This window comes from Pseudoclavibacter sp. RFBB5 (assembly GCF_002931555.1).
Lineage (GTDB): Bacteria > Actinomycetota > Actinomycetes > Actinomycetales > Microbacteriaceae > Pseudoclavibacter.
In genome coordinates, this window is sequence record NZ_PSTZ01000004.1 from 20,505 (window position 1) to 35,738 (window position 15,234).

Annotated in this window: 12 protein-coding genes; 9 read left to right on the forward strand and 3 right to left on the reverse strand. The window is 68.2% G+C overall.

The features are described from left to right. The first annotated feature begins 142 nt into the window (after positions 1-142). From C5B97_RS04770 to C5B97_RS04805, 8 genes are all read left to right on the forward strand, one after another. On the forward strand, positions 143-721 hold the full coding sequence (locus tag C5B97_RS04770) for a YdcF family protein (protein ID WP_181026904.1): 579 nt from the start codon (positions 143-145) through the stop codon (positions 719-721). Between the two features lie 101 nt (positions 722-822). Further along, positions 823-1,308 (forward strand): PH domain-containing protein, encoded by a 486-nt coding sequence (locus C5B97_RS04775; protein WP_104311004.1) that lies wholly within the window; start codon positions 823-825, stop codon positions 1,306-1,308. Next, positions 1,308-3,887 carry a PH domain-containing protein gene (locus C5B97_RS04780; protein WP_146080721.1) on the forward strand — a complete coding sequence of 860 codons (2,580 nt, stop codon included), beginning with the start codon at positions 1,308-1,310 and terminating at the stop codon, positions 3,885-3,887. The genes C5B97_RS04775 and C5B97_RS04780 overlap by 1 nt, the downstream gene beginning before the upstream one ends. Continuing rightward, positions 3,884-4,621, forward strand: coding sequence for a Rossmann-like and DUF2520 domain-containing protein (locus C5B97_RS04785; RefSeq protein ID WP_104311006.1), 738 nt, complete (start codon positions 3,884-3,886; stop codon positions 4,619-4,621). Before C5B97_RS04780 ends, C5B97_RS04785 begins: the two co-directional genes overlap by 4 nt. Before the next feature lie 28 nt (positions 4,622-4,649). Then, positions 4,650-5,504 (forward strand): pantoate--beta-alanine ligase, encoded by an 855-nt coding sequence (panC, locus tag C5B97_RS04790; RefSeq protein WP_104311007.1) that lies wholly within the window; start codon positions 4,650-4,652, stop codon positions 5,502-5,504. Between the two features lie 92 nt (positions 5,505-5,596). Next, on the forward strand, positions 5,597-6,292 hold the full coding sequence (locus C5B97_RS04795) for a low molecular weight phosphatase family protein (protein ID WP_104311008.1): 696 nt from the start codon (positions 5,597-5,599) through the stop codon (positions 6,290-6,292). Between the two features lie 130 nt (positions 6,293-6,422). Further along, positions 6,423-7,922, forward strand: coding sequence for a lysine--tRNA ligase (gene lysS, locus C5B97_RS04800; protein ID WP_104311009.1), 1,500 nt, complete (start codon positions 6,423-6,425; stop codon positions 7,920-7,922). A 460-nt stretch (positions 7,923-8,382) separates the two neighbouring features. Next, a complete protein-coding gene (locus C5B97_RS04805) occupies positions 8,383-9,039 on the forward strand; it encodes a hypothetical protein (protein ID WP_146080722.1) in 657 nt (218 codons plus the stop codon). 203 nt (positions 9,040-9,242) lie between these two features. On the opposite strand, the gene C5B97_RS04810 is transcribed toward C5B97_RS04805, so the two are convergent. Together C5B97_RS04810 and C5B97_RS04815 are read right to left on the reverse strand one after the other, a co-directional pair. After that, complete coding sequence (locus tag C5B97_RS04810; RefSeq protein ID WP_104311011.1) at positions 9,243-10,325, reverse strand: hypothetical protein; 1,083 nt, start codon at positions 10,323-10,325, stop codon at positions 9,243-9,245. 111 nt (positions 10,326-10,436) lie between these two features. Then, positions 10,437-12,038 carry a hypothetical protein gene (locus C5B97_RS04815; protein ID WP_104311012.1) on the reverse strand — a complete coding sequence of 534 codons (1,602 nt, stop codon included), beginning with the start codon at positions 12,036-12,038 and terminating at the stop codon, positions 10,437-10,439. Between the two features lie 344 nt (positions 12,039-12,382). Between C5B97_RS04815 and C5B97_RS04820 the strand changes: the two genes are divergently transcribed. Next, the gene (locus tag C5B97_RS04820) at positions 12,383-13,408 is read left to right on the forward strand and encodes a hypothetical protein (RefSeq protein WP_146080723.1); all 1,026 of its coding nucleotides are present in this window, start codon (positions 12,383-12,385) and stop codon (positions 13,406-13,408) included. 87 nt (positions 13,409-13,495) lie between these two features. Here C5B97_RS04820 and C5B97_RS04825 read toward each other — a convergent pair whose 3' ends face one another. Further along, positions 13,496-15,202 carry a BCCT family transporter gene (locus tag C5B97_RS04825; RefSeq protein WP_104311014.1) on the reverse strand — a complete coding sequence of 569 codons (1,707 nt, stop codon included), beginning with the start codon at positions 15,200-15,202 and terminating at the stop codon, positions 13,496-13,498. Between the last annotated feature and the right edge of the window lie 32 nt (positions 15,203-15,234).

A 15,234-nucleotide genomic window follows, 5' to 3' on the forward strand; every position in this document is an offset into this window, starting at 1 on the left:
GGCGCACGCGTGATGCAGCCCCCGTCCCAGTCCACGACTGCGGCGGGGGCTGCGGTGTTTCGTGCCCCAGCGCCAGGTTTCCTCCGTTTCTCCGTTCCTCCGCGCCCCGCGACTCGCGCTCGACTCGCGTACGCTCAACCGAGTGAAACCCAGACGACGCGCACGGAACAACCGCGCGCGCGCAGCCATCGGACTGGCCGTCGCGCTCGCTGTGGCCGTCGCACTCGCCGGTCTTCCCCTCTTCGTCTTCCCCTCCACGGACGAACCGAGCGAGGTCGACGCGATCGTCGTGCTCGGCCCGCCACGCGACGCGCGCATCCACGCCGCCCAGCAGCTCGCGGCCGAGGGCTACAGCGACACCATCGTCATCGCCGTCGACGACTACGGCATCGACGCAGCCATCAACATCGACGCCTGCGCACCGGACGCGGCGCCCAACCAGGCTGGACTCGTCACCCGCTGCCTCATCCCCGAACCCTTCACCACCGCCGGAGAAGCCCTCATGGTCGAGCGGCTCGCAGCGGCCGAGGGATGGGAGAGCGTGATGATCGTGACCAACGTCACCCACATCTCACGCGCCCGCATGATCTTCACCGACTGCCTCGGCGGGGGAGTGCTCGCCATCGATGACGGGGCGGGCATCGAAGACTCCAACTGGGCGTGGATGTACGCCTACCAGTCAGCGGCGTTCGTCAAGGCCCTCGTCGCGCCCACCTGCTGAATCGCGCGGCAGTTCTCGCGGGGTCAGGGCACGCCCACCCGCGATGTCGGCGGCACTCGGTACGGTAGATGCATGACGACACGTCGCAACGAGGGGACAGCATGACCGCGCTCGACCACACCACCGTGCAGTGGCGCCGGGTGTCGCCCAAGTACATCTGGTCAGAGCTCATCGGAGCCTTCTTCTGGGCCCTGATCGCGCTCGCCGGCATCATCGCGATCCTCGTCATCCCCGACGTGCCGAAATGGGTCGCCGTGTTCCCCGGTGCCGGCCTCCTCGTGATCCTCATCTCCATCCCCTTCGAATGGCGCCGCGTGCGCGCCATCGGCTACCAGCTGCGCCAAGACGACCTCGTGTTCCGCCGCGGCCTCTTCTGGAGCCGCATGGTCGCCATCCCATACGGTCGCCTGCAGCTCGTCGACATCCAGCGCGGCCCGCTCACCCGTATCTTCGGGCTGTCGTCGCTCAAAGTCGTCACTGCGGCCGCAGTCACGAACGTGACGATCCCCGGCCTCGGATGGCAGGACGCGGAGAAGCTCAGAGACGACCTCGTCGCACTCGCCGAGACCCGCCGAGCTGGCCTCTGATGACCGTGCCCACCCCACCAGGCAACTGGCAGCAGCCCGGGCCACCCCCGCCCATGGGCGGTGCACCGCACGGTGCCATGGCAGGGGGTCCGCCGCCCGGACCGGCGCTCGGGCAGGGCTCCGACCTCATCGACGGCGAATGGCACAGACTCCACCCACTGACGCCGCTCCTCCGCGTCGGCGTGTTCGTCATCGCCATCGGTGCCTTCCTCATCAACCAGTCGTGGCAGACGATCACGAGCTTCCTCTTCCCGCAGCTCGACGAGTACAGCGGCGCAGAGTACGACCCGACCAACATGGTGCTCCGCAACGAGGGCTGGCTGTTGTGGGTCGCGCTCGGCATCCTGGCCGTCATCCTCATCCTGGGTTTCTTCAGCTACCTGTCGTGGCGCTTCTCGCAGTTCCGCGTCAGCGACACCACTATCGAACTGCAGACAGGCGTGCTGTTCCGCAAGAGCCGCCAGGCGCGACTCGACCGCGTGCAGGACATCAACATCCAGCGCCCCCTCGTCGCCCGCATCGTCGGCGCCTCGAAGATCGAGATCGGCGTCGCCGGTGAGAACGCCAACATCCAGCTCGTCTACGTGCGCACACGCGACGCCGACGGCATCCGCGCCGGAATCCTTCAGCGCGCGTCCGGAGCGAAGCGCAACGAGCGCCAAGCCCAGGCGCAGGGGTACGCCCACGCCGGGCAGCCAGGCGCACCGGGGTCAGCCGACGGCAGCCCGTCGGCACCCGGATATGGTCCCGCTGGCGGCTCGCGCGACTCAGCGTCGCAGCAGCAGAAGCCGCCGACCGCAGAGCAGCTGCGTACACGAGCATCCGAATTCTTCGCCCAACGAGTCGAAGAGCTCACGAGCCCTGAACTCGCCCCAGGCGAGGCCGCACCGCAGTCCGTCGTGCGACTCCCACCATGGCGGCTCGTCGTGGCCAACCTCGTCAACCCGTGGCTCATCGTCATCCTCGTGGCCCTCATCGCCGGCCTCATCGTCACTTTCACCTTCGGGTTCTGGTGGCTCCTCTTCTCGATCCTGCCCCTCGGCGCCGTCTTCTTCGCCGTCACCGTCGGCCAGATCCTGCCGTCCCTGAACTACAGCATCGCCGCCAGCCCGGACGGCGTCCGCGTCGGCCGCGGGCTCCTCACCACCAGCAACGACACGGTCCCGCCCGGCCGCATCCACGCCGTGCAGGTCTCGCAGCCGCTCTTCTGGCGACCCTTCGACTGGTGGATGGTGCGCATCACCCGCGCCGGCACCGAACAGGTCTCCTCAGACGGATCCCAGAACCAGGCGGCGCTCACCCGCAACCTCGTCCTCCCCGTCGGCACCCGCGCCGAGACCGAACGTGTCCTCGCGCTGCTGCTCCCAATGCTCGTCGACGACGAAGTGCGCCGACTCATCGAGTTGGGCATGTACAGCAAGGGCAACGACGACTACTTCGTCACCGCGCCGAAACGAGCCGCATGGATGCGCCCGTTCTCCTGGAAGCGGCACGGGTTCCGCCTCGACAACCGCGCGCTCTACCTGCGCTTCGGCGCATGGTCGCGCAAGCTCACGATCGTCCCCGCAGAGCGGATGCAGTCCATCGGCCTCGACCGCGGGCCCATCGGCTACTTCGCCAACGTCGTCAACCTTCACGCCCACACCGTGCTCGGCCTCGGAGTGACAACGCGCATCGGCATGGTCGACGGCAACATCGGAGTCCGACTCTTCGACGACGTGTCCGCCGTCGCCATCCGCGCCGCGAACCTCGACACCTCCCACCGGTGGCGCGAAGCCGCCACGCTCAGCGCCATCGCAACCGCACGCATGCGCGTCGCCGACGCGGCAGCGCGCGGTATCCCCGTCGACAGCCAGACCACCGCTGTGCTGCAAGCAGAACGCGAGTACCAGCACGCGCTCGCCCAGAGCGGCCTGCAGGAGACGACGACGCCACCCGTCGCGCAGCCCCAGGCCGCGCAGAACGCTGCACCGGCCCCGGACCTGTCCCGTATCCCCGCCCAGTTCGGCTCCGTGGGGTCCGCGCCCGGAGGATCCCCCGTGCAGCCCGCGCGATTCGGCTCCACCGCATCCCCGTCGCCGCCCGCGCCCGCGCCCGCGCCCGCGCCCGCGCCGCCCGCGCCCGTGCCGCCCGCGCCCGTGCCCGCGCCTTCGCAGATCGGTCCCGTTTCGGGCGCACCGGCGAACGGCGCCGGGGCGCCGGTCTCCGGGGAGCCCGTCGCCACGACGCCGGCCGGTCCAGAGTCTGCCATCGACACGACACCGACACCGATTCAGACTCCAGCGACGATAGGGCCAGCGCCGGCCGGTACAGCGCCGCGCATCCCGAGCGCACCGCGCATCCAGAGCCCACCGCCCGGGCCCGCCCCGTCCACCGCACCGGAGTCAGCTAGCCCCGCGCCGTCAGGACCTCCGGTCGAGGAGGTGCCGAAACCAGTGGACTCCGCGCCGTCAGAACCTGCAGGCGACGAGGCGCCGCAGCCGCTCACCCGTCGCCAGCTGCGCGAGCAGCGCCAGAACGGAGTCGTGCCGCCGAGCCCAGAATCGCACCGCGGGCAGCCCTCGGAGGACAGCGCGTGACCGGCCGAGAAGGGCGCCTCGGCATCGGTCTCGTCGGCGACTCGCCCACCGGGCTCATCGTCGCGACCGCGCTCGCCGCCGCAGGACACGCGCTCGTCGGAGTCGCCACGGAATCCGAGGAGGCCACTGAACGCGCATCCGCAATGCTGCCCGGTGCCCCCAAGCTCACGCAACGTCAGGCCATCGAGCGCAGCGAGCTCGTCATCCTCGCCTACGAAGAGGCCGACCTCGAAACGCGCGTCCTCGAGCTGTCCGAAGCACGCGCCTGGGTGGCAGGGCAACTCGTCCTGCACACCGTCGCCGGCCGCGGCACCGCCGTTCTCGGCACCGCCCTCGACCGAGGCGTCATTCCCCTCGCCGTGCACCCCGCCATCGAGATCACCGGCACGAGCCTCGACCTGCACCGCCTCAAGGAAGCCTGGTGCGCTGTCACCGCCCCCCGCCCAGTGCTTCCCATCGCGCAGGCCCTCGTCGTCGAACTCGGCGCCGAACCGGTCATCATCCAAGAACAGGACCGCCCCACCTACGCGGAAGCGCTCCACACCGCCACAGAGTTCACCCGCTCCATCGTGAAGCAGGCCACCGAGCTGCTCACCGGAATCGGCGTCGAGAACCCGGGCTTCATGCTGTCCAGCCTTGTCCGCTCAGCTGCAGACAACGCCCTCACCGACGCCAATCCGCTTCCCCTCGACCCGCTCGACGGTACGCTTCCTGAGGCGGACCCGCGCTCGTAGCGGCAACCGCCGGTTCCAAGGAGGGCACTTGCCACACGTTCTGACCACGATCGCCGAAGCCAAGGAAGTGCTCCGGGAGATCGCGAAAAGCGACACCATCGCACTCGTCCCCACGATGGGTGCCCTCCACGACGGGCACCTCTCGCTCGTCGACGTCGCCAAGCGCAGCGCCACCAAGACCGTCGTCTCCGTCTTCGTGAACCCCATGCAGTTCGCCCCGGGCGAAGACTTCGAACGCTACCCGCGCACCTTTGACGACGACCTCGCCAAGCTCGACGAAGCCGGCGTCGACTACGTCTTCGCGCCGGCCGTCGACGACATGTACCCAGAAGGCGTCAAGCAGACGCGCGTCGTCGGCGGATACGCAGCCGGCCTCCTGGAAGCAGCGCACCGCCTCGCGCACTTCGACGGCGTCCTCACCGTGGTCACCAAGCTCTTCAACATCGTCCGCCCGAACGTCGCCGTCTTCGGAGAGAAGGACGCGCAGCAGCTGTTCCTCGTGCGCCGCCTCGTGCGCGACCTCAACCTCGACATCGACGTCGTCGGCGCGCCCATCATTCGCGAAGACGACGGCCTCGCCCTGTCCAGTCGCAACCGCTACCTCTCCACCGAAGAACGTGCCGCCGCGCTCAGCCTCGTCCGAGCCCTCACCGCCGCCGCATCCAACGGCGACCGAGGGATCCGAGAGATGATCTCCCAAGCCCAAGGCGCCCTCATGGACGAGAAGCTCGTCAAGATGGACTACGTGTCCATCGTCGACCCGGAGACCTTCGCGCTCGTCAACGAGGCCTACACGGGCAAAGCGCTCGTCCTCGTCGCGGCCAGAGTCGGCACGACCCGCCTCATCGACAACATGAGCGCGTACGTTGGCGAGTACCGCTAGACAGGCACGACCCGCGCATCACATCCGCACGTCCGACGCGCATCCAGCGCGTCGCTAGGCTAGAGATCCGCCGACCCAAGGGGAACACACACATGAGCTTTCGCATCCTGACGGTCTGCACCGGCAACATCTGCCGTTCACCGCTCGCAGAGCAGCTGCTTCGCGACGGCCTCAAGGACCTCCCGGGCGTCACCGTCGAAAGCGCCGGCACCGGGGCCCTCGTGGGCAGCGGCATGCCGCAACAGGCCCTCGCCCTCGCGGCCCAGTACGGGGTGACGGATGCGGAAGCGCACATCTCCAGGCAGCTCACGGAAGACATCGCCCGCGGCGCAGGCCTCGTCCTCGCGCTCTCCCGCGACCACCGGCAGCGCATCGTCGAGCTTGCCCCCTCCGTCGTGCGACGCACCTTCACCCTGCGCGAGTTCGCCCACATCGCCAGCCAGGTCACCGCCGAGGACCTTGAGGAGACCTACGAGGCGCCAGGCGCCAGTTCAGGCTCACGCCGCTCGCGCCGCGAAGCGCTCGACAACGCCAGCGACGGGGCCGCCGCCGGCGCCTCCGACCAGGACATCGTCGCCGCAGCCCTCGCCGCCGCAGTCGGCGCGGCCGCACCGCTGCGCGGCGTCGTCGCCCCACTCGAGAACGCCAGCGACTACGACGTCGTCGACCCGTTCCGCCGCTCCGACGAGACCTACCAGCGCTCCGGACGCGAGCTCGTGCCCGCCGCCGAGACCATCGTCGCCTACCTCGAAGGCGTCGTCGACTGGGCCAGGGCGCGCGCTTCGTAACCACGCCGAGGCCCGCCGGTTCGCGCGACGGCTCGAAGTGCACCAAACTGGGGGAGTGCGTTTCCGAGCGCTGTTCGTCGCGCCCGGGACACGCATCCACACCCAGACGCACGAACCGCAAGGAGCCCGAATGGCCGACGCGCCCACCCAAGACGCACTCTCCGAGGCGGAAGCCTCCGAGCAGAAGCAGGTGCGTCTCGACAAGCGCGCGCGGATGCTCGAATCAGGCATCGCCCCCTACCCGCTGACGCTCCCCATCACGCACACCATCGCCGAGGTGCGTGCCGCCCACGCCGAGCTCGAAGACGGTGCCTCGACGGGCCAGCGAGCCGCAGTCGCGGGACGCATCGTGCACCTCCGCAACACGGGGAAGCTGTGCTTCGCGAGCATCCAGTCGGGCGACGGCTCGCGCATCCAGATCATGCTGTCGCTCGCGGTCGTCGGCCAGGAGCAGCTGGACCTGTGGAAAGAATACGTCGACCTCGGCGACCACATCTTCGCGGCCGGTGAGATCATCTCCTCGCGACGCGGTGAGCTGAGCATCATGGCCGACGAGTGGAAGATGGCGTCGAAGGCCGTGCGCCCGCTCCCCAACCTGCACAGTGAGCTCAGCGAGGAGACGCGCGTCCGCCAGCGCTACCTCGACCTCATCCAGCGCCCAGTTGCCCGGGATCTTGTCGTCGCGCGCGCGAAGACCAACGCGTCGCTGCGCCAGACGTTCGCGAACCACGAGTTCCTCGAGGTCGAGACGCCCATGCTGCAGACCATGCACGGTGGTGCCGCGGCCCGCCCGTTCGTGACGCACTCGAACGCCTTCGACACGGAGCTGTTCCTCCGCATCGCGCCCGAGCTGTACCTGAAGCGCGCCGTCGTCGGCGGCCTCGACCGCGTCTTCGAGATCAACCGCAACTTCCGCAACGAGGGTGCCGACTCGACGCACAGTCCCGAGTTCGCGATGCTCGAGGCCTACCAGGCGTACGGCGACTACAACTCCATCGCCGACCTCACGCAGGAGCTCGTGCAGAACGCCGCCCTCGCCGTCTCCGGATCGCACGTCGTCACGTGGACGGACGGCACCGAGTTCGACCTGGGCGGCGACTGGGACCGCGTGTCCATGTACCCGTCGCTCTCCGAAGCCGCCGGCGTCGAGATCACGCCATCCACGCCGCTCTCCGAGCTCCTCGCCCTCGCCGAGAAGGTGGAAGTCGAGGTCAGCCACCCCACGCACGGCAAGCTCGTCGAAGAGCTGTGGGAGCACTTCGTGAAGGACCACCTCACGCGCCCGACCTTCGTCATGGACTTCCCTGTCGAGACGTCGCCGCTCACCGCATCCCACCGCTCCATCCCTGGCGTGGTCGAGAAGTGGGACCTGTACGTGCGCGGTTTCGAGCTGGCCACGGGCTATTCCGAGCTCATCGACCCTGTCGAGCAGCGCGCCCGCTTCGTCGAGCAGGCCGCCCTCGGCGCGAAGGGCGACGTGGAGGCGATGCGCGTCGACGAGGAGTTCCTCACGGCCCTCGAGCACGCCATGCCCCCGTCCGGCGGCATGGGCATGGGCATCGACCGCCTCCTCATGGCGATCACCGGCCTCGGCATCCGCGAGACGGTGCTCTTCCCGCTCGTGAAGTAGCGCGCCGCGCCGCAGCACCGAGGGCGGTGTTGTGGTCGTCATTCTCGAGATTTGACGACCGCAACACCGCCCTAGGCGTCGGAAGCGCGCGCTCGAGTCCGACTCTGCAGACTTGGAAGTTGTGAGGCGGTGGCTGTCCACAGCCGCTGCGCCGCTTCGCCTCAGTTCGGCCGCATCCAGCAACCTTGCGAGCATGCGCCCCAAGAAGTCCCTGCCGGCCGTGTTCGATGGCCGTGCGTTCCGATACGCGGACGCTCGAGTTGCAGGGCTCAGCCGGGGTCACATCAGATCTTCGACATCCGTGGGGCCGCACCGCGGCATCCGTGTGCCCGAGCGAATCACCTCGCCGTTGGGAGCAGACCTCGCCTACGCAGCCTCGGCCCCAGAGGACGTCGCCCTCGCAAGCGTCTCCGCCTGCCGGGTCTGGGGCATCCCGCTTCCGCTCTCCATTGGATCTCGCATGCACACCTTTGTGGCGGTCCGCAGTCCACGGCATGTCCCCTCGGGGGTCGCGGTCACGGGGTTCAAGCTGGCAGGCCACCTCTACAGCGTGCGCGAGGTCGACGGTGTCCGAGCGCTGTCCCCGTGCGTGGCCTGGGCGCAGTCGGCAGCGGTTCTCGCGCTCCGTGAGGTGCTCGTGCAGGCGGATGCGCTGCTCACGCGAGCAGACAACTATCCTGGGCGCCGGCACCAGGGTGCGCTCGCGACGCTTGACGAGCTGCGGGCGGTGACTGCGGCCTGGACGGGGCGTGTGGGCGTCGCTCGCCTTCGTGCAGCGCTGCAGCTGGTGCGACCCGGCAGTGAATCTCCCGGCGAATCGCGGCTCAGGTTCGTGCTCTCCGAGGCGGGCTTCGCCGAGCCGATCGTGCAGCACCGCGTCTACGATCGTGGGCGCTTCGTAGCGCGCATCGACCTGTCCTACCCGCCGCTGAAGATCGCGCTTGAGTACGATGGCGAGCACCACTTCACCGTGGCCAAAGCGATGGAGGACATCGAGCGGCGTCGTGAGCTCGAGCGTCTCGGTTGGATCGTGATCCAGGTGACCAGACGCGACATCAGAGACCCGAGCAGGCTCTTCGCGCGGCTGCGGGTAGCGATGCTCGCCCGATCATCCTGAAGCCGGCCCTCCGCCGCGGGGATAACAACCAGAACTCCGCCTTGCTCGCAGACGGCGAAACCCAAGGCGGTGTTGTGGTCGCTAAATCGCGGGTTTGACGACCACAACACCGCCCTGGGCGGAGCTCGGTGAGGCCCACGGCGGAGCTCGGTGAGGTCCACGACGTTGCGAGGGGTGAGCCTCGGAGTGCAGATCGAATCGCGTCAGCTCTCAGAACTCGCGTGCTTCTCCCCGTCGACGCGGTACTCGACTTCAGCGACGATCTTTCGCAGCGCGTAGATCGTGACTGATCGGCGTTGCGCGGGCGGGTCCCACCCGGTGTGGTGCTCGAACTCGAGCTGCTGCAGGTCTTCGAGGGCGGTGGATGCGGCGCTGAGTCGCGGAGAGAGGTCGTCGTCGGGGTCCTCCCACGCGCGGATGAGCTGCGCGATTTGCTCGCCCGCCGCGGCGAGTGCTCGACTCGACTCCGCTTCAGCCTCGCTCCAGGACTTCTCGAGGAACGGCTCCTGGAGTTCGGCGATGTGTCGGATGATGCGGCTGAGGCTGTCGAGCTGGCCTTGGGCCGAGTTGCTGTCGAACTTCGACCGGAGGCGCCGCGCGTTGCCTCGCAGGTTGTCCTGCACTTCGCCCACGAGGGACTTCGCGTCGGTGAGCTGAGTGTCGAGGCGACGGAGTGAGGCGCGCCAGTCATCGAGTGCGTCCTGGGGAAGCTCCTCACCGGGGAGCTCGGTGGCACGTTTGATGGCGTCAGCAGCCGCGGTCTTGACCGTGCCGAGGGCCGTGAGTGCCTGCTTCGTCCCGGTCGTCGGTGGTATCAGCAGGTTCAGGCCGACGCCGATGGCGGCTCCTACGGCCATCTGCACGACATAGCCGATGGAGAATCCGTCCGGGTTCGCGCCGCCGACGACGAACACGAACAGAGCCGCGATCGGGATGTAGTCGCGTCCCGCACCGAAGGCGGGGATGCCGGCCAGCAGCGTTCCGGCGCCGACGGCGACGGGAACGGCGAGCGCCACGGGGGTGCCCAGGGTGACGAGCGCGCCGGATGCGAGGACACCGAGGAGCACCCCCACCACGACCTGCACGCTCGACCGCACTGATCCGGCGACCGTGGGCACGCTTGCGACGAGCGCGCCGAGCGGTGCGTAGTAGGCGTACGCATTGGCCTCTCCGGGGACGAGGTGACCGGCGTACCAGGCGAGCGTCGCGGCGGCTGCCGTCTTGGCGACGTGCAGGAGCCGAGATGGGGTGACGGCGGGGAGGAGGGCGCGGACGATTCTTTGCATCCCTCTCAGCATGATGGTTCGCGCGCATCCCGCGCTGGGACTTGACAGGCATGGGCCGGACGCGTGTGCGTCCGGCCCCTGGTCCATCTCGCTTCGATTTAGTTCAGCTGCCTAGCAGACCGTGCCTTCGATGACGTAGCCGCCGCCGTAGTAGCTGCCGGCGGTGGGGTGGTAGCCCCACACGTTGAGGTCGATGACGTTGTCGCTCGGGACCAGCTTCGGGTTGCCGCGTGTGCCGTTGTCGAGGTTGCCGCCCCACGCGTAGACGCTGCCGTCGGAGGCGAGCGCGAGGTAGGTGCCGTCGGACGCGAAGACCTTCGTGATGGCCTTGCCCGCTGCGTCGCCGGTCTTCGCCTCCGCCTTGAACGCGTAGTTGACGCTGACCCCGGGGATCTGCGTGGACGCGTGGAACTGCATCATCGTTCCGGTCGACGTGATGTAGAGGCCGCCGACGTAGTTGCGGATCGCCCACGAGGCGAAGGCCGCGACGTTTCGTGCGCGTCGTGTCCACGCGGTGCCGCCCGACGAGAAGCCGAACGCGGCCCCGCTTGTCCAGAGGTCACCGTTCGCTGTGCGCACGATGATGGCGCCCGAGTTCGCCTCGACCTGGGCGATGCCGGTGGGCGCGCCGGCCACGGTCGTGAGGGTGTGTCCGTTGGTCCACTGTCGGATCGTGCCGTTCGCGAAGAGAACCGCGCCGCCATGCACGAAGCTGCTCTCGCGCACCCCGAACGTGCTGATCGCCGTCGCGCCCGCGGTGCCCGAGATGAGGGTGGCGTTGGCGGTCGTGCCGCTTGTCGCGTTGCTCCAGTAGTACAGGCCGGCCGAGGTGAGCACGTAGCTGAAGCCGTCATTCGACTCCGCGGCGATGACGGTGCCGGTGATGCCGGCGACCTTGGCGACGACGGGGGCGCCTGTGCCGGTTCCGGTGCGGTACCACTGGTAGACCTCAGCGCCGGTGGCGCCGGTCGCGACGCCGCCTGTGGAGTTGTTGCCGTCCTGCAGCGAGGTCCATGCGTCGACGAACGTCATGTTCGCGACGTTCGCGCCGCCGTACTGCAGCGTGCCCGGTGCGGTCTGCGGTGAGCCGACGTTGCGGCCCCAGTAGCGGACGAGGCCGCCAGCGACCAGCACTGCGGCGTTCGACCCTGCGCTGCTGCCGGCCTGGTCGCCGGAGATCGAGCCGACCGTGGCGGTCGTGAGACCGGGAACGGTCGACCAGTTGATCTGGGGTGCATTGCTGCTTGAGGTGCCCACGTCGCGCGTGATCTGCACGACCTGGCCGGGGGACGCGGTGATCGACCCGTAGGCGTAGGCGACGACGCCCTGGTAGGTGGCCGTGATCGTGTAGGCGCCCGCGGTGCCGGTAGCTCGGAAGGCGGGGACCTGGGCGACTCCGCTGGCGCCGATCGCGACGGTCGCGGTGCGTCCTCCGGTCGTGAACTCCAGCCCCATGGGGAGCTGGATGGCGACGGTCCCCGTGGCCGGGGCCGGCTTGTCCCCGACGGTGGCCTCGAAGCGGACCTGCCCGGCGTCGACGGTGCCGCATCGGGTGGCGCCGAACCCGGTGAGTCCGACGATGAGCGGTTCGTTGGAGGCTGCGGCGAGCGGTGCGCTGGCGACCGCGGCGAGCACGGGTGTGGTCCAGGCTGCGGTCGCGATGACCGTCCGGCGCGAGAGGCGGCTCTTGGGGTCGGATGCAACGTGCGTCATGTGGGCTCCTGGAAAGGTCTTGTCCGAGTGGATGCGCGTGCATGCGTCGGCGCGCTGTGGCCCCAGGTCGAAGACTTCGAAAGCGAGATGGATGCGCTGGCTGGGCGAGCGAGACGCCGCACGACAGGGCGCCGACCACTTGGTTGGGTGAAGCTCGAGACTGTCAGATGTGAACGGCGTTCACAATTTTTTCGAGGACTAATTCCGTGGACTAATCACGACACAGAGGGGTCGATTTTCCGTAAGTGGCCATCGGTATCCGGTTACCTTCGGAGCTGCCCACCGACCTGTTGGTGGGGAAGCTCTCGACATGACCGGTCGACCATGGCCGGCAAGGAAGCCACATGCCCGAAACCCCCTCCAGTTCATCCACCCGAACCACTGGCTTGGATCGACGCCACCTGCTCAAGGGCATCGCCTGGAGCACTCCGGTCATCGCTGCGACGTTCGCGAGCCCTGCGCACGCGGCAAGCCAGGGTTGTGTCGGCACCTTCACCTTCTCGCCGACCACTCTCGTCGGAGGGCAGCGACGGTTCGTCGTCGTCACGACGGCCGCGAGCGGCGGTTCGTACACCTCCCCGTTGACGATCACGAAGACCGGTGGCGATTCAACCGCGCAGGTGACGCTGACGCTCACGGGCGCCGGCTACAGCTTCCCCGGATTCGGAGCTACCCGCGTCGTGGACCTCGTCGGGGGTTCCATCACCGTGCAGGTCGCAGCAAGCTCCACCGCGGTGACCAATGGGGCAACCCTGACGGCGCGCGTCACCGGGGTGCCAGGCCAGACCTGCGCTGCCGCGACGTTGCCGCTCGGGCGCCGAGTCCTCTCCATCTCGTCGACGTTCGGTGCCGGGTTCTATCCGAACAGGCGATGGTCGGGCAGCATGCCAGCGAGCGTCGCCGGCTTCTACCAGTTCGACGCAGACCCGAGGTCCGTCGATCCCAAGTCCTTCAACGTCATCAACACCTCGCCAGGTGACGTGCTCTCGAACATCTCCATCGAGTTCGGGACCTCGCTGAACTGGCCGGTCCTCCCGTTCGTCAGACTCGACGGCTCGAGCACGCAGTGGACCGTCCCGGTCTCCGCCAACCGAACCGTCGTGCGCGACGGCACGACCTTCAACCTGTGGCGGAGCACCTACACCGGCGCGGACATCGTCGCGGCCGGCTCCACCACCGCCATTCCCATCGGTATGTACTTCCGCCAGAACGGTGTCACCGCGAACTCGTCGACGCGGGGCGCGACCAACTTCACCTGGCGCTACGTCACGGTCTCCGGAACACCTATGCGCCTGGAGCGTGAAGTCGCTGAGATCATCAACACGAACCGTGAAGCGCCCACCCCGGCCAACCCGAACCCGAGCTCGTAACCTCCACCGAGACGGTGCTTGAGGCACAGCAAGGGGGCGGGGTGGATGCACGTGCATCCACCCCGCCCCCTTGCTGTGGTGTTCGGATCAGCGCTCGGTCTGCGTGGCCGCGCCCTTGTCAGACGCGGATGCGGACCCGGACGAACCCACGATAGGCATCTGGTTCGTCTGAGGTCCGGCGACCGGCACGCTCATGACCGGTGCCCGACGCAGCCATGGGAACTTCGGGCGCTTCGGCTCACGCTCCACGGGCTCTTCCACTTCGAGACCGTAGAAATCACCGATGTGGTCGACGAATGCGGCGCGACGCGCCCGCTCATACGCGCGCTTCTCGCGTCCGAACGCGACGGCCGTCGCCCAGCAGGTGAGCAGGAGCACCACCGAGAACGGCAGCGCGATGCTGATCGCCGCTGTCTGCAGGGCGTTGAGCCCGCCGGCCAGTAGCAGTGCTGTCGCCAGCACCGAGGTGATGACGGCGAAGAAGGCCCGCACCCAGTTCTTCGGCTCAGCCTGCCCGCCGGACGCGAGCATGCCCATGACGAGGGCACCGGAATCTGCAGACGTGATGAAGAAGATCGCGATGAGGATGATCGCGCCGATGGTGAGCACGGCGCCACCCGGGAGCTGCGCAAGCATCTGGAACAGGGCACCCTCGACATCCACCGAGCCATCTGACTGCACGAAGTCCGTCACGCCGTTCAGCTGCATCCACAGCGCCGTGCCACCCAGCACCGCGAACCAGAGGAACGTCACGAGCGTTGGTACGAGCATGACACCTGTCACGAACTCGCGGACAGTGCGGCCACGCGAGATGCGGGCGATGAAGACGCCAACGAAGGGCGCCCACGACATCCACCAGCCCCAGTAGAAGGTGCTCCAGGACGACTGCCAGTCGATTCCGGCCTCACCGGAGAACGCACTGGTCGAGAACGTGAGGCTGACGAAGTTCTGCAGGTAGTTTCCGATCGACTGCACGAAGTCGCGGAGCAGGAACTGGCTGGGGCCGACGATCAAGATGAACAGGAGCAGCCCGGCCGCGAGGATCAGGTTCGTGTTCGAGAGCCATTTCATGCCCTTGCCGACACCCGAGAGGACCGAGAACAGGACGAACGCGGTGATGACGACGATGATCGCGATCGACGCGGTGGTCGACGGCTCGAGGATGCCGGCGGCGTCGAGACCGGATCCGATCTGCAGGACGCCCAGTCCCAGGGAGGTCGCCACGCCGAAGATCGTGCCGACCAGGGCGACGACGTCGATGAGGTTGCCCCAGCCGCCACGCACACGGCGGCCGAGAAGCGGTTCGAGGGCCCAGCGCACGCTGACCGGTCGGCCGCGGCGGTGGATGGCATACGCGAGTGCGAGGCCGAGAACGATGTAGATCGACCAGGCGTGCACGCCCCAGTGCAGGTAGGTCTGGGACAGCGCCTGCTGAGCCAGCTGATTCTCTGTGCCGGTCACGCCGGGCTTGGGATCGATGAAGTGGCTGAGCGGCTCACTCACTCCGTAGAAGACGAGGCCGATGCCCATCCCCGCCGCGAAGAGCAGGGAGAGCCAGCTCAGGTTCGAGAACTCCGGCTTGTCGTCGTCCTTGCCGAGCTTGATGTCGCCGTACTTGCCGAAGCCCATCCAGAGGCTGAACGCCACGAAGAACGCGGCGATGAGTACGTAGTACCAGCTGAAGTTCCGGACGATCCACGATTGCACCGCGCTGAAGACGGTGTCTGCGGCGCTGGGGGCGACGATCGAGAACCCCGCGAAGGCCAGGACGATGATCGCGGCGGGCCAGAACACCCACCGCTTGATGGCAGGCGGGACGCGTTTGT

Coding starts and splice junctions, on each gene's coding strand:
- C5B97_RS04780 (WP_146080721.1), top strand. CDS start 1,308: ATGACCGTGCCCACCCCACCAGGCAACTGGCAGCAGCCCGGGCCACCC.
- C5B97_RS04820 (WP_146080723.1), top strand. CDS start 12,383: ATGCCCGAAACCCCCTCCAGTTCATCCACCCGAACCACTGGCTTGGAT.
- C5B97_RS04795 (WP_104311008.1), top strand. CDS start 5,597: ATGAGCTTTCGCATCCTGACGGTCTGCACCGGCAACATCTGCCGTTCA.
- C5B97_RS04805 (WP_146080722.1), top strand. CDS start 8,383: ATGCACACCTTTGTGGCGGTCCGCAGTCCACGGCATGTCCCCTCGGGG.
- C5B97_RS04775 (WP_104311004.1), top strand. CDS start 823: ATGACCGCGCTCGACCACACCACCGTGCAGTGGCGCCGGGTGTCGCCC.
- C5B97_RS04815 (WP_104311012.1), bottom strand. CDS start 12,038: ATGACGCACGTTGCATCCGACCCCAAGAGCCGCCTCTCGCGCCGGACG.
- lysS (WP_104311009.1), top strand. CDS start 6,423: ATGGCCGACGCGCCCACCCAAGACGCACTCTCCGAGGCGGAAGCCTCC.
- C5B97_RS04810 (WP_104311011.1), bottom strand. CDS start 10,325: ATGCAAAGAATCGTCCGCGCCCTCCTCCCCGCCGTCACCCCATCTCGG.